The organism is Thermogymnomonas acidicola (assembly GCF_014646795.1).
Classification (GTDB): Archaea; Thermoplasmatota; Thermoplasmata; order Thermoplasmatales; family Thermoplasmataceae; genus Thermogymnomonas; species Thermogymnomonas acidicola.
Window position 1 is genome coordinate 338,429 of the sequence record NZ_BMNY01000001.1, and the last position, 13,192, is coordinate 351,620.

The following is a 13,192-nucleotide window of genomic DNA, read 5'->3' on the forward strand; positions in this document are numbered from 1 at the left end:
TGGATGCCACTTTATTTTTTGCATTCCCCTGAAGTCAGTATGGAGAGCCTCAAGAGCACAGGCCTGAAGATCAGCGGCCTATCAGTGGAGAGGGTTGAGAGGGCCACCCAGCCCGTGTATCCTTATGTGAAGCCCACAGACCCTTACAAGGATTTCCTGGGCGAGGTCTCGCCGGTGGACGCTGCGCTGATGCACGAAGTTGCGTTCCTGAGACTGGGGCTGGAGGACGGGTCTTACAGCCTCATGGCTGTATCCAGGCAGGTGGCTGACTTTGCCATGGGAATATCGCACCTCCTGAAGGGGAGGGAGGCCAGCGACATCAAGGCGACCTGGGACATGCTCTACAGGTACACACTGCCCGTTGGAAGGGCGGGCCTTGCCATGCATGCCCTGAGCGCCATCAATGTCCTCATGTACGATGCGCTCGCCAGGAGCCTGTCCGTCCCGGTGTACACACTCCTGGGAGGGCCAACCAGGGAAAGGATACGGGCCTATGCGAGCCACCTCCACCCCCTGCCAAAGGATGAACTGGAGAAAGAGGCGCTGGGCTACGTGGAGGAGGGCTACAGGGCGATGAAGATGAGGTTCATAGCCGGTCCAGCCGACCCCTTCGGTGTGGAGAAGAACCTGGAGCTCCTGAAGACGGTGAGGGAAGCCATAGGGTATGACATAGAACTCGCCGCGGACGCCTGGATGTCGTGGAACGTGAACTTTGCCGAGAGGATGCTGAGCAGGGCGGAGAGGTACGAATTGTCATGGATGGAGGAGCCCCTCCTCCCTGATGATTTTGAGGGTTACAGGTACCTGACGAGGAGGGTAGGGACAAGGATTTCTGCAGGGGAGCACCACTACCACGTGTACGATTTCCTGAGGCTCCTGCAGTCAGGTGTCAGGATACTCCAGCCCGACGCCCTGTGGGTCGGTGGAATCACGCCAATGATGAAGGTCGCCGCACTCGCAGAGGCCTTTGGTGCGGTCGTGATACCGCACACCAGCAACATATACAACCTCCACTGCATAATCTCAGAACCGGTGCACGTCACACCCATGGCTGAGTACCTGACAAAGTACAGGGAGTGGCTGGAGCAGCATGCTGTGAACCTGCCGAAACCGCATGGAGGCTTCATAACCCTCTCCAGGGAACCGGGCTTCGGAGTGAAGTATGACTTCGAGTGACACATTCCACGTGAAGATATTCAAGGTGGGAAGGTGCCAGGTGCCGGGCCCTGAGGTGACTTGGATGAGGGGGTGGGACACCTGGGAGGAGCTTCACTTCCACATGGTGCTGGCCTACAACGATTCCACGAACTTTCTGATCAACACCGGCCTTCCTGAGGACCTGAGCGTGAGGAACAGGGAGATGGTACTCTTTGCAGGCGAAAGGGCGGTCTTCGAAGCACGGGATTCTGTTTCCATGCTCAGTGCTGCAGGCTTCAGGCCGGAGGAGATAAGGAACCTGAGCGTCACACCCATACAGGACTACACCGTTGGCAGGATGGCGGAGTTCAGGAATGCCAGGATATTCCTACCAAAACGTGGGTGGGTAGAGGATGTGGTGGCGCAGGAGGATGCTGAGATCAAGAACAGGGATCTGTTCATGCCGCCGGGAGTCCTGAGTTACATAATGTTCGAGGCCCGTGAACGCCTCGTTATCTATGAGGATGTGGATAGCGAGCTGGTACCCGGCATCAGGGCCATACAGGTCGGGTGCCACCACAGGTCGAGCGTCATCTTCGTGGTAAGGACGCCGGCCGGCGAGGTCGCCTTCACTGATGCGGCGTTCAAGAGAAAGAACGTGGAGACGATGAGGCCCATAGGGATTGCGGAGGACCTCAGGGAGTGCCTGAGGGCTTACAGGATGCTGAAGGGCATGAGGTTCTTCGCCCTGTACGATCCGGACACACCGGAAGGCGACATTGCTTAGCCAGTCCAATTTAAGGTGGAAAACAGAGCCGCCAACCCCCTGTGGAGTTCAGTACCGGCAGCTCTGAACCGTGATCGCGTCCATCCAGTTGGCGTTCCTGCGCACACCGCTGCGGGGAACCGGTGCCATGCACTTCCAGCGAATGCCTGGAAATGCCCAGATAATATGGGTACCGCAGTAAAAGAAAGCTGAGCGAGCCTGAAAAAATTGAAGGGCGAATTTTAAAGGGGCCTATATCAGCCTACCACCTCACTGTCCCTGGAGGTCTCCTCGAGGGATCTGCCCTCTGTCTTCACATAGAAGGGCGCGACCCTTGACATGACCCCGACCACTATGAGTGCAAGCAGGAAGAACGTCCCCGCTATCCATCCAATGTACTCCACATGCTGGCCGTTCGCACCCACTATGAGCGGCGTGAACAGGCCGAATATGCCTGCCTCGAAACGCATAGTGAACCAGACGAAACCCTGGCCAGAGTCCCTTATGCTCGTGGGGAAGTGCTCTATCGAGAGTAGCCTGGTTATTGGCCACACACCGAGCCCCTGACCTATTCCGAACAGGAGGAAGGACACCAGTAGTACGGCCACGTTCCTCAGGAACGGAGGATAGACGAGCAGGTAGAATGAAACCATGGACATTGCCGCACTTATCAGGTAAAGTGGTACACGGCCCACGTTCAGCCTGTCAGAGAGGAAGTAGAATATCAGGAGACCTGGGACTATCGCACTGCCGAAGTATATTGCCTCGAAGGCGAACGTTGCCCTTGCGGAGACAAGGTGCAGTGAGTTGAATATGTAAGGGAAGAATTCGCCGTAAGTCGATGCCGGGATGCCCCACATCAGGTACAGGAACCATGCGAAGGCCACAAAGCTGCCGTATTTTGTGAAGAGCTCCACATACTGGTGCCTGCTGTATGATTCCTTCCTCTCTGCACCCGTTGCGTTGATCCCAAGCTGCTTCAGGGTATTCCGCACTTCCTCATTCTCACCCTTCATTATCTGGAACCTCGGGGACTCTGCGAGCCTGCGCCTCATGAACCAGGAGAAGATCGCAACGAGGCCCAGGAGTATCCATATGACCCTGAAGAGCACCATACCTGTGTTCACAAGGGCTATGGATATGCCAAGCTCGATGAGGACGCCCACGTACCACATCACATTCGTTATGGAGAATAACCTGCCCCTGCTCCTCTTCGGGGCGAACTCAGATATCAGGCTCCAGGAGGTCGGGACATCGGCGCCCACTGCAATGCCTATGAGTGCATAGAATATCATGGCCCACACGGTGTTGATCATGCGTGTCGGGAAGACTCCGGTGATGGCAAGGAGTATCGATGCCACTGCGTATATTATCATATCGACCTGATAGATGTACTTCCTGCCATATAGGTCACCGAGCCTCCCGAACGCCAGCGCGCCGAATGCTGTGCCCAGGAGCGTGATCAGTGCCGGCAGCCCGTCCTCGAAGGTGGTGAAGTGGAGGAGGGCCGAGATCGCCCCAAGTGTTATACCTGTGCCCGCGAACATCCCAGCGTCCAGGAAGTCCCCAAGGGAGGCTATAAAAGTCCAGCTGAAGTGCCTTGAGGAAAGTTCTGCGTTGTCGAGGTTTTCAATCTCAGTCATCGGAACCGACCATTTTTTTAACACCATGAAATATATTAATAACAGTCCAAACTAATATGTACTTAGGTGTGCGCGTCGCCAGATCCCATTTTAAAAAGAGAGGTATTAAGAACAGTATTGCCTGGCGTAGAGCTGCAACTATGAAAGTGTTTTCAGTTAAGAGCGGGCAGAATCTTGAATGAGGGACTGCCTGCCTTAAAGAAACTATGGGTGCATTTCATAAGAGAAATGATCTAGTTCAACATGTCTCTGGAGGAACTTTAGATTCCATGCAGAGAACAGGCACTGTTGGTTATTTCTTGCCTGTCTTCGTGGCAGTGCTCTTTCCATATGCAAGGATGCCGTAACCTGAAAGGCTCGACGTCTCCTCCAGCCTCTCGTTCTTTGTCTCCTTTATCGCGAACAGCGTCAGTACCATGCCTGCCACAGATATGGAGCCAAGAATGAGCATGAGGTTCGGAACTCCCATGGAGGCCATTATGGAAGGAAGCATGAGCGTGAACAGGCCAGCGCCGAACTTGGCAGATCCTGAGGCTATCCCGTGCCCCGTGGTCCTTATCTCTGTTGGGAAAAGCTCGGTTGGGAGTATGAACGTGGTGGTGTTTGGCCCGATGTTACCGAACAAGAATGAAACACCGTAGAGCGCTATGAACATGTATATTGCGTCCAAGAGTCCCCTGTAGTGCGTAGCAATGATGAAATAGACAGCTGCCATCACAGAGAACCCGAGCCACTGCAACGTCTTCCTGCCGACCCTGTCTATGGTGCCCACAGCGATCCAGTACCCCGGCACAGAGAACACAGAGGCGATGAGGGCGTTGCCTATTGCTATGTTCAGTATAGTGGCCCTTATGTTGCCCACGACTGTGCCGTATCCCAGGTAGGAGAGGACGAGGCCGTTGTTTATAGATGTCCCGTAAAATGCCATGTCGAAGAGAAACCAGCTGCCCGCTGTGCCGAGTATTGGAAGCCAGTACCTGCTGAGCCTTACCTTCTCCCTGGCCTCGGGGCGCTCAGACGAAACTACCCTGAACCTGGGCGTCTCGTCAACCTTTGACCTGAAGTATATTACGGCCGCAGACGGTACCGCCCCTGCCCCCAGCATGACCCTCCAAGCCACACCGAGGGGCAGGAAGGCCACACTAAGCACACCGACCATGGCACCCAGGAGGAGGCCGAAGCCCTGCATGGCAAATACCATGGATACCAGCTTGCCCCTGTGCCTTATGCCGGAGTACTCGCTCATGAGCGTGGAACTGACAGGGTAGTCACCACCTATGCCCATGCCCAGGAAGAACCTTGAGGCCATCAGCATGGGGACACTGCTTGAGAAAGCGGAAATGAGGGCAAATGCGGTCATTATGGACAGGTCGACAACATACATGACCTTTCTCCCGAACCTGTCCGCCATCCTGCCGAATACGAAGGCACCGATGAAAGCGCCGAAGAGTGCGATGGAGCCAAGAAGGCCCTCCTCCAGTGTGACAGATGAGATGTGGAGCCCCAGGAAGGAGACCTGGGCTGAGCTGAAGATGTTGTGCGAAGCCGTTATTCCGAAAAACGATACCAGGATTGGCAGGGCCGTGCTGAGGACGAAAAGGTCATAGGCGTCTGTCAGGAAGCCCATGCCGGATATGAAGACCATCCTTAGGTGGAGGCGGGTTATGCCAGACCTGTCATACTTATCAAGCAACTCCCTTGACCCTAACTCCATTACAGTATGTGATCACTGTTAAGGGTAATAAGTGATCCACTATATTCTATATCCACCTATATAGCCACTTTGAGTATTTAGAGTTGGTGTACACTATATAGTATACGGGAAAATGGTCCTGCAGGTACGCATAGGCAAAGGTTATCACAGGGGCCACCCTAACCCCAACGTGTTCACGAGGAGAGGAGACCAGGGAGAGACAGACACTGGGTCGAGGAAGAGGGTCGCAAAGTCCTCTTCCCTGATAAACCTTGAGGGAACGATAGACGAGACAATATCGTTCATAGGCTTCGCAACGGTCAAGACCAGGTGGGAAGATATCAGGCAGGACCTCAGGACGGTTCAGGAAGACCTGTTCACAATAGGAGAAGAAATAACGAGCGAGGGGGCCGGAAGGCACATCGACAGGTCTAGGGTTGACTGGCTGGAGGAGAGGACGCTGGAATACAGGAAGGAGATAGGCAGGATCGACCTATTCGTGGTGCCGGACGGGTCAGAGGAGGCAACTTCCCTGCACATATGCAGGACGGTCGTGAGGAGGCTTGAGAGGCTCGCTGTCTCACTAAGGACGGAGCTGGGCTTCGAAGGCACCATACTAGCGTACCTGAACAGGCTCTCCTCGCTCCTCTTCATGATGGCACTGGCAAGCAACAGGAGGCTCGGGATAACCGAGAGGATATGGAGGTTCAGGAAGGAAGGGGACTGAGGCCCAGGCCCTGGAGGAACTCCTCCCTGTCCACAAGCCTGAAGGGGCCATACATGGGGCCCAGGGACCTGATGACTGACTGTATGTAGAGCTTTCTGTCCACGCTAACCCAGCCCATCACGGATGGCGAGAGGCCGCAGGGGTTGATCCTGTAGAATCCATTCATTGCAGCCTCCGATGTGTTCAGTGCAGAGCCATGGAAGCTCACTTCCCCATCTATCGCAAGGCCTATGGAGCAAACCTTCCTGCCTGACACCCAGATGCCCGGTTCCGATCCCCTGTAGGCATGTATGCCCTGGTCCTCCAGGGCGTCTATGACCGACTGCTCCACGGATCTGATAAGGAGGCCAACGTCCCTCCTCCCCTCACGCATAACGCTGAAGACGTAGTAGGCCACTATCTGGTCTTTGCAGTGGTACGTCACGTCGCCTCCCCGCTCCACCTCTATCACATCTACGCCGGAGTAGTTCGACCTTTCCGCCTTCCTGCCTATCGTGTACACTGGAGGATCATGATCGCAGAAGAGGATCGTGTTGCCGACCCTCCCCTCCTTCCTGAGTGAGACGAGGTTTCTCTGGATGGAGTGGCAGTAACTGTATTCGACTGTGCCAAGGTCAACCGCGAGGTTTGAAGTGGAGTGGCTTTCCATACTGCTCCTCCGCACTCTCCTTTATACCCTCCGAGACCGTTGGGTGCGGGTGTATCGTCAGGCCTATGTCCATGGCGTTGAGCCCAGACTCAACAGCCAGCGATATTTCGGATATCATCTCCGAGGCATGTGGGGCCACTATGGCTCCACCGTTGATGTTCCCCTGCTCGTCGAAGTAGAGCCTGTAAGCACCTGTGGTCTCGTTCAGGCCCAGCGACCTGCCATTGGCGGCCAGCGGGATGGATGTTGCCCTGCCCTCAAGAGCGCCAGTGTAGGCGACCTCGGGGTCGCTGAATATCACGAAGGGCATGGCTCTGTAGTCCACCACGGTGTCAACTCCGCATATATTATCGGCAACAACATCGGCCTCATAATATGCTTTGTGGGCCAGCATGGGGCCCGTTGTGACGTCGCCTATTGCCCATACACCGTCCACGGAAGTCCTCTTCCTGCTGTCCGTCCATATGAACTTGCCGTCCATCCTGAGGCCCAGGTTCTCGAGGCCGAAGCCCTGTGTGTTCGGGGTCCTGCCCACAGTGACCAGGAGTTCCTCTGCCTCCAGCACCGTTCCGTCGTCGAGCGTGGCCTTCACCCTGCCCTCCTTAACCGCAGATGCGACCTTCCTGCCTGTGTATACGTTCACCCTGAGCTCAGATAGGCGCCTCTCCACCAGCTTCACGATCTCCCTGTCCACTCCAGGTAGCACAGAGGGCATCATCTCCACTATTGTCACAGACGACCCAAGCTTGGAAAGTGCCGTTCCGATCTCTATGCCTATGTAGCCACCGCCAACTATGATTATGCTCTCAGGGATGCGCTTCATGTCCAGGACTTCCCTGTTGTGCATCGCCCACTCCATTCCCCTCAACTTCACAGGAGAGGAGCCTGTTGCTATTATGAGGTTGCTGCACGACAGTGTCCTTCCCCCCACTGTGACAGTGTTCCTGTCCACTATCCTGGCCTCGCCCTGCACGATCTCCACGCCGTATGACCTGCATAGTACCTCGACGCCGCCGGTGAGGCGCCTGATCATGTTCCACTTCCACTCCTGCCACCTCTCCATGTCGATCCTGAGGTCGAGGCTAACGCCAGGCAGCGATCTAAGGTAGTGGATCGAGTTGGCCATCTCTATGAGTGCCTTTGACGGTATGCACCCGTAGTTAAGACACTCCCCGCCTATCCTGTCCTTCTCAACCAGGGCTACCTTCTTGCCCTTCTGGCCGAGCCTTATGGCTGCAGCATAACCCCCAGGCCCGGCGCCTATTATCACCGCATCGTATTCCGGCATCAGACCACCATGAAGAGGTACGGGTTCTCTATGAGCTCTTTGAGCCTTATCAGGAACCTTGTGGCCATGGCACCGTCTATGAGCCTGTGGTCGCAGGAGAGAGAGCAGTACATGAAGAAGCGCTCTCCTTCCTGGAATGCCCTGTGCATGGCAAGTATTGCGACCTCAGGGTAGTTTATTATGGGTGTGGAGAAGAGGCCACCTATGCTGCCAACATTCGATACTGTGAAAGTTGATCCCTGCACCTCCTCCAGTGTCAGCTGGCCCTTCCTTGCCCTCTCCGCTAGGTCCCTGACCTCGCTTGCTATCTGCATGATGCTCTTCCTGTCAGCGTCCTTCACCACGGCCACTGTGAGGCCCTGCTCCGTGTCAACCGCCATGCCTATATTGTACCTCTTCTTCAGCAGGTACCTCCTGTTCGCCTCGTCGTATATCGCGTTCAGGTACGGGTAGTCCCTGAGGGCCACGCTCACTGCCTTTATGAACATTGACGTGTATGTCACCCTGCTGCCCCTCTTCCCGAGGTCGTCTATTATCGCTTTGAGGTGGGTCACGTCGAACCTCTCGCTGACCATGAAGTGGGGCATCTCACTCTTGGCCTTGGACATCTTCTCGAATATGAGGCGCCTGAGACCCCTTATTTCGAGGATCTGATCCTCCTCAGCAGTAACCATTTGAGTGCTCACTTTTGCAGTCTCGCTTCTTGTGGCCCTAGCACTCTCCGCTGCCCTGAGGTCGTCAAGTGTCACTCTGCCGTTCGGCCCCGATCCCTTGATCACAGTGAGGTCTATGCCCCTCTCCCGGGCGATGCGCCTCACCGCTGGCGAGGCGAGGACACGGGTGGCCCCTGCTGGCCTCTGTACCTGCACCGGCACCTCACGGGCCTCCTTTGCCTCCGCCGGCTTAGGAGACGCCACTTCGCCTTCCGTGCTTATCTCTATGAGGACTGTGCCGACCTTCACCACAGAGCCTTCAGGGTACTTTATCGATTTCACCACTCCTTCGATAGGAGAGGGTATCTTGACTGTGACCTTGTCAGTCATGACCTCTACCATGTCCTGGTCTTTCCTTATGCGGTCTCCTTCCCTGACGTGCCACTTCACTATTTCACCTTCAGATACGCCTTCCCCTATGTCCGGTAGCCTGAACTCGTACATGCTGTCACCTGAACTCCATTACCCTCTTTATTGCTGCCAGTATCCTCCTCTCGTTTGGAAGGTAGATGTCCTCCAGCCTGTATGGAAACGGCGTGTCCGGCCCAGTCACCCTGACTATCGGTGCATAGAGGTACTCTATTGCCCTCTCCGCAATCAGGGCAGAGACCTCTGCACCGAGGCCCAACGTCCTGGGGGCCTCGTGAACTATCACGACCCTCCCAGTCTTCTTCACACTCGATATGATCGTCTCTATATCCAGGGGCCACAGCGTCCTGAGATCGATGACGTCCGCGTTTATGTTGCCCCCCTTCACCGTGGCCATGACCGTGGGAACCATCGAGCCGTAGGTTATTATGGACACATCATCGCCAGTGTTGAGGACACCCGCCTTACCCAGTGGCACCCTGAACTCCTCCTCCGGCACCTCCACCTTCTGCGACCTGTAGAGGCGCTTGGGCTCCAGGAAGATCACGGGGTCGTCGAGGTCGAGCGAGGAGTTAAGGAGGCCCTTCGCATCGTAGGGGTTCGATGGGCTCACCACCGTGAGGCCGGCTGTGTGGACGAAATATGACTCGCCGCTCTGTGAGTGGTAGAGCCCGCCCTTTATGCCTCCACCAACTGGCGTCCTGAGTACCAGGGGCACACTGTTCGCCCCGCCAGTCCTGTACCTGATCTTGGCCATCTGGTTCACTATCTGGTCGAACGCAGTGTATATGAAGTCCTGAAACTGTATCTCCGGCACCGGCCTGAGGCCCTCCAGAGCCATGCCTATTGCCATTCCCACGATGCCAAGCTCTGCCAGTGGAGTGTCTATGACCCTCTCAGGGCCGTACTTGGCCTGGAGCCCGTCGGTGACCCTGAAGACGCCGCCGTCCCTGCCAACATCCTCGCCCAGTATCACTATCCTGTCATCGCCTGCCATCCTCTGGTCCAGAGTGGAGTTTATGGCCTGAACCATGTTCATCATCATAGTATCTCCTCCATCTCCTCCTTCAGGTTCCAGGTCATCTCCTTGTAGACGTCATCGAAGAGCGTCCTCGGCTCTGGGGCCGGTACCTTTTCAAGCTCCTCGAACCTAGAGTCGACCAGTTTCTTGGCCTCCTCCCATAGCTTTTCGGACTTCTCTTTTGTTATGTACCCTAAGGCTATGAGGCTCTTCTCCGCAATGACAAGGGGGTCCTGGTCGCTCCCCTCTTCAATGGCGTTATCCCTGTACTTGCTCGGGTCGTCAGATGTGGAGTGCGGGCCCATCCTGTAACTGACAGCCTCCACCAGGTACGGCCCCCTCCCGGACCTCACGTACTCGACCGCCTCCCTGCAGACCCTGTATGTCCTTATGAAGTCGTTGCCATCTACCTTCGCACCAGGCATGCCGTAGGCCTCGGCCTTCTTCCATACCTCTACCTTCGACTGCTTCTCGTATGGAAGAGATATGGCCCAGCGGTTGTTCTCGCAGACGAAGAGGACTGGAAGGTTGTAGACGGAGGCAAAGTTCATTGCAGCGTGGAAGTCGGGTGTGGACGATGCCCCATCGCCGAACGTTGCTGCGACTATGCCGGGAAGCTTCCTGTAGCGCCTGGCATAGGCAGAGCCAACAGCAAGGGGCAGGTTGGTTCCCACCGGGCTCGGGACAGAGAAGAAGTTGCCCTCGGTGGCCATCAGGTGGCTCGGCATCTGCCTCCCCTTTGCCAGGTCCCTAGCGTTCCCGAATATCTGGTTTAGGATAATATCTATGTCAACACCCCGGTATATCATCAGGGTGATGTCCCTGTAATACTGGAAGACCCTGTCCTCTGGACGTAATGCCATGCCGAGGCCAGCCTGCGTGGCCTCCTGCCCCATCGACGGCACATAGAAGCCCACACGGCCCTGCCTCTGCGCAGTCATTATCTTCTTGTCCAGCGTCCTCCCCAGGACCATCGCGCTGTACGCCCTCACGAAGAGTTCCTTTTCCTCCTGCTCACTCACAACCTCTGACATGTTCAATACCTCCTGGATACCCAGGCCTCTGCCGCCCTGTATGAAGAGCGGACCAGCGGCCCGGATGCAACGTAAGAGAAACCCTTGGAATACGCAACCCTCTCCATTTTCCTGAAGCGCTCCATGCTGCTGTACTCCACCACGGGCATCTGCCTCCTGCTCGGCCTTAGGTACTGGCCTATGGTCACTATGTCGACACCCGCCTGGCGGAGGTCGTCCAGGGCCCTTTCAACCTCCTCATCTGTCTCTCCCAGGCCAAGCATTATAGACGACTTCGTGGTTATGCCCGACCTCTCCTTGATGTAGCGGAGCACGTGGAGAGACTGCCTGTATGATGCCCTCCTGTCACGCACTGAAGGAGTGAGGCGTTCCACGGTCTCTATGTTATGCGCGATCACGGACGGCTGCGCATCGATCACGATGTCCAGGAGATCCTCCCTCCCCTGGAAGTCTGGTATCAGGACTTCAACCACTGCACCGGTCTTCTTCACCTCCCTTATGACACTCGCGAAGTGCGATGCGCCCTGGTCAGGCAGGTCGTCCCTGTCCACAGAAGTTATGACGACATAGTCAAGGCCCATGGCAATGACACTCTCGTACACCTTCCTGGGCTCATCGGGGTCAAGTGGCATGGGGTGTCCGTGCGTCACGGAACAGAAGCGGCATCCCCTGGTGCAGATGCCGCCCATGATCATGAAGGTGGCGGTGCCGCTGTCCCAGCACTCCGCGATGTTGGGGCACCTGGCCTCCTCGCACACAGTGAAGAGCGCCCTGCTCCTGAGCGTCTTCTTTATGTGGGCATAATTCTCACCGCCTGGGATGTATACCTTTGCGTATTCCGGTTTCACGTGTACGTATGCACTCTGTATATTCTAATCTATCGTTCAGCCTACTGAAAAATGCCCCTGCATGTATATTTTTCTCAATTCAGTGATCCCCGGGACCCTCACGATCACTTTTTCCGGTTTTATATGAGTATTTTACATTGTGCTTTTATTCTAGTTGAATATTTTGCATAGACACTCCATAGCGGTCATGGTGCACTGCCCGTCCTGGGGCCGCGCGGCCTCCCCTGCCTGACCATGGAGAACACAAGGAGGAAGGTTGTCACAACGGTGGCCACAAGCACCGTTACCAGCTGTAGCATGCCGTGTATCGATGAGGACACGTTGACCAAGTGCCTTATGGAGAGCGCGGGCAAGAGGATGTAGTTTCCACTGACAGCCGTAATTGCGCCGGCATATATGATGAGCGCAGCGACGGGCATTACCCATGACCTCCCGCCTGTGAGCGTGATGGCGATCAGGGTGTAGAATACAAAGAAGACAAGCGGTAGAGACTGGAATGGCTCTATGAACATAACGGGTGGCAGGGGCACGTTGAGGCCCAGTATTGTCAGCGGGATCTGGAGGACGACTATGACGAACACGGGCATGGAGAGGAGGAACACGAGGAGCTTCGTCCTGCTCAGCAGGCTTATGGAATAGCTCATAAGGTAATACGCAGTGAGGTCGATGAGGAAGAAGCCCACGGAGAGTATATCCGATACAGACGAGACCCTTGACTGCAGGCGGCCGCTTGAAAGCTGGAGGAAGAAGTGCAGGGCCACCGTCAGGACTATTGAGGTGACAAACAGGATTGATGCTATGCGGAGGTAAAGGTACCGCCTGTCCCTTCCTGAGGGCCTTGAGGTGTACAGGAGGTTTGCAGAGAAGGCCCTGGCCCACACGTCCTGGGTGGAGAAGAAGACAGCTGGCACCGGCAGCTTGGATTCCGAGTCGAACACATGCCGCACCAGCCTGGCCCCGGCCTGACCACCCGGTACCTGGAAAATAAGGGCATATTTGCCGTCGACGGAAAAGGCCTCGGAGAAGTCCCTAGTGTAGACTGGCGTTATGCCAGCGGAGAGGAGCTCCCTGCAGAAATGGAGCATGAGAGGGTTCATGTCCTCCTGGACCCTGGCGACAACCCAGAATGCCTTTCTCCTTGTCTTGCCGGCCAGGGATTCGCTGACCTGCGAGATCGTTTCACGTACTATGTCATAGCCACCACTCCCCATCACCTTTTGATCAGATCCCGCGTCCCCGAATATTGAGACAGCCTGCGATTCCTTCCTTATTATGTTCAAACGCCTATTTACCCCTGGCCAGAT

General features: G+C 55.9%; 12 protein-coding genes. 3 read left to right on the plus strand and 9 right to left on the minus strand.

The annotated features are described in order from the left end of the window. The first annotated feature begins 39 nt into the window (after window positions 1-39). Both IEW66_RS01735 and IEW66_RS01740 read left to right on the plus strand, forming a co-directional pair. Window positions 40-1,176 (plus strand): enolase C-terminal domain-like protein, encoded by a 1,137-nt coding sequence (locus IEW66_RS01735; RefSeq protein ID WP_188679775.1) that lies wholly within the window; start codon window positions 40-42, stop codon window positions 1,174-1,176. Then, window positions 1,163-1,924, plus strand: coding sequence for an MBL fold metallo-hydrolase (locus IEW66_RS01740; RefSeq protein WP_229657430.1), 762 nt, complete (start codon window positions 1,163-1,165; stop codon window positions 1,922-1,924). Before IEW66_RS01735 ends, IEW66_RS01740 begins: the two co-directional genes overlap by 14 nt. 236 nt (window positions 1,925-2,160) lie before the next feature. On the opposite strand, the gene IEW66_RS01745 is transcribed toward IEW66_RS01740, so the two are convergent. Together IEW66_RS01745 and IEW66_RS01750 are read right to left on the minus strand one after the other, a co-directional pair. After that, window positions 2,161-3,546, minus strand: coding sequence for an MFS transporter (locus IEW66_RS01745; protein WP_188679776.1), 1,386 nt, complete (start codon window positions 3,544-3,546; stop codon window positions 2,161-2,163). 292 nt (window positions 3,547-3,838) lie between these two features. Next, window positions 3,839-5,260, minus strand: coding sequence for an MFS transporter (locus IEW66_RS01750; protein ID WP_188679777.1), 1,422 nt, complete (start codon window positions 5,258-5,260; stop codon window positions 3,839-3,841). A gap of 169 nt (window positions 5,261-5,429) precedes the next feature. On the opposite strand from IEW66_RS01750, the gene IEW66_RS01755 reads away from it, so the two are divergent. Continuing rightward, window positions 5,430-5,966, plus strand: coding sequence for a cob(I)yrinic acid a,c-diamide adenosyltransferase (locus IEW66_RS01755; protein WP_188679778.1), 537 nt, complete (start codon window positions 5,430-5,432; stop codon window positions 5,964-5,966). On the opposite strand, the gene lipB is transcribed toward IEW66_RS01755, so the two are convergent. The 7 genes from lipB to IEW66_RS01790 form a co-directional block, all read right to left on the minus strand. After that, on the minus strand, window positions 5,947-6,615 hold the full coding sequence (gene lipB / locus IEW66_RS01760; RefSeq protein WP_188679780.1) for a lipoyl(octanoyl) transferase LipB: 669 nt from the start codon (window positions 6,613-6,615) through the stop codon (window positions 5,947-5,949). The genes IEW66_RS01755 and lipB overlap by 20 nt on opposite strands. Then, window positions 6,581-7,903, minus strand: a complete 1,323-nt coding sequence (gene lpdA / locus IEW66_RS01765) for a dihydrolipoyl dehydrogenase (RefSeq protein WP_188679782.1) — start codon at window positions 7,901-7,903, stop codon at window positions 6,581-6,583. Before lpdA ends, lipB begins: the two co-directional genes overlap by 35 nt. After that, entirely contained in the window at window positions 7,903-9,060 is a 1,158-nt protein-coding gene (locus IEW66_RS01770) for a dihydrolipoamide acetyltransferase family protein (protein ID WP_188679784.1), read from the minus strand. Before IEW66_RS01770 ends, lpdA begins: the two co-directional genes overlap by 1 nt. Before the next feature lie 4 nt (window positions 9,061-9,064). Further along, window positions 9,065-10,024, minus strand: a complete 960-nt coding sequence (locus tag IEW66_RS01775) for an alpha-ketoacid dehydrogenase subunit beta (RefSeq protein WP_188681155.1) — start codon at window positions 10,022-10,024, stop codon at window positions 9,065-9,067. Between the two features lie 2 nt (window positions 10,025-10,026). After that, window positions 10,027-11,040: a thiamine pyrophosphate-dependent dehydrogenase E1 component subunit alpha gene (locus IEW66_RS01780; protein ID WP_188679786.1), complete on the minus strand. Its 1,014-nt coding sequence runs from the start codon at window positions 11,038-11,040 to the stop codon at window positions 10,027-10,029. A 2-nt stretch (window positions 11,041-11,042) separates the two neighbouring features. Beyond that, window positions 11,043-11,888, minus strand: a complete 846-nt coding sequence (gene lipA / locus IEW66_RS01785) for a lipoyl synthase (RefSeq protein ID WP_188679788.1) — start codon at window positions 11,886-11,888, stop codon at window positions 11,043-11,045. Between the two features lie 185 nt (window positions 11,889-12,073). Beyond that, window positions 12,074-13,168 carry a hypothetical protein gene (locus IEW66_RS01790; protein WP_188679790.1) on the minus strand — a complete coding sequence of 365 codons (1,095 nt, stop codon included), beginning with the start codon at window positions 13,166-13,168 and terminating at the stop codon, window positions 12,074-12,076. Between the last annotated feature and the right edge of the window lie 24 nt (window positions 13,169-13,192).

Excerpts from the sequence above, each read along its gene's own strand:
- lipB (WP_188679780.1), bottom strand. The coding sequence starts at position 6,615 with ATGGAAAGCCACTCCACTTCAAACCTCGCGGTTGACCTTGGCACAGTC.
- IEW66_RS01740 (WP_229657430.1), top strand. The coding sequence starts at position 1,163 with ATGACTTCGAGTGACACATTCCACGTGAAGATATTCAAGGTGGGAAGG.
- IEW66_RS01780 (WP_188679786.1), bottom strand. The coding sequence starts at position 11,040 with ATGTCAGAGGTTGTGAGTGAGCAGGAGGAAAAGGAACTCTTCGTGAGG.
- IEW66_RS01745 (WP_188679776.1), bottom strand. The coding sequence starts at position 3,546 with ATGACTGAGATTGAAAACCTCGACAACGCAGAACTTTCCTCAAGGCAC.
- IEW66_RS01770 (WP_188679784.1), bottom strand. The coding sequence starts at position 9,060 with ATGTACGAGTTCAGGCTACCGGACATAGGGGAAGGCGTATCTGAAGGT.
- IEW66_RS01735 (WP_188679775.1), top strand. The coding sequence starts at position 40 with ATGGAGAGCCTCAAGAGCACAGGCCTGAAGATCAGCGGCCTATCAGTG.
- IEW66_RS01775 (WP_188681155.1), bottom strand. The coding sequence starts at position 10,024 with ATGAACATGGTTCAGGCCATAAACTCCACTCTGGACCAGAGGATGGCA.
- IEW66_RS01750 (WP_188679777.1), bottom strand. The coding sequence starts at position 5,260 with ATGGAGTTAGGGTCAAGGGAGTTGCTTGATAAGTATGACAGGTCTGGC.
- lpdA (WP_188679782.1), bottom strand. The coding sequence starts at position 7,903 with ATGCCGGAATACGATGCGGTGATAATAGGCGCCGGGCCTGGGGGTTAT.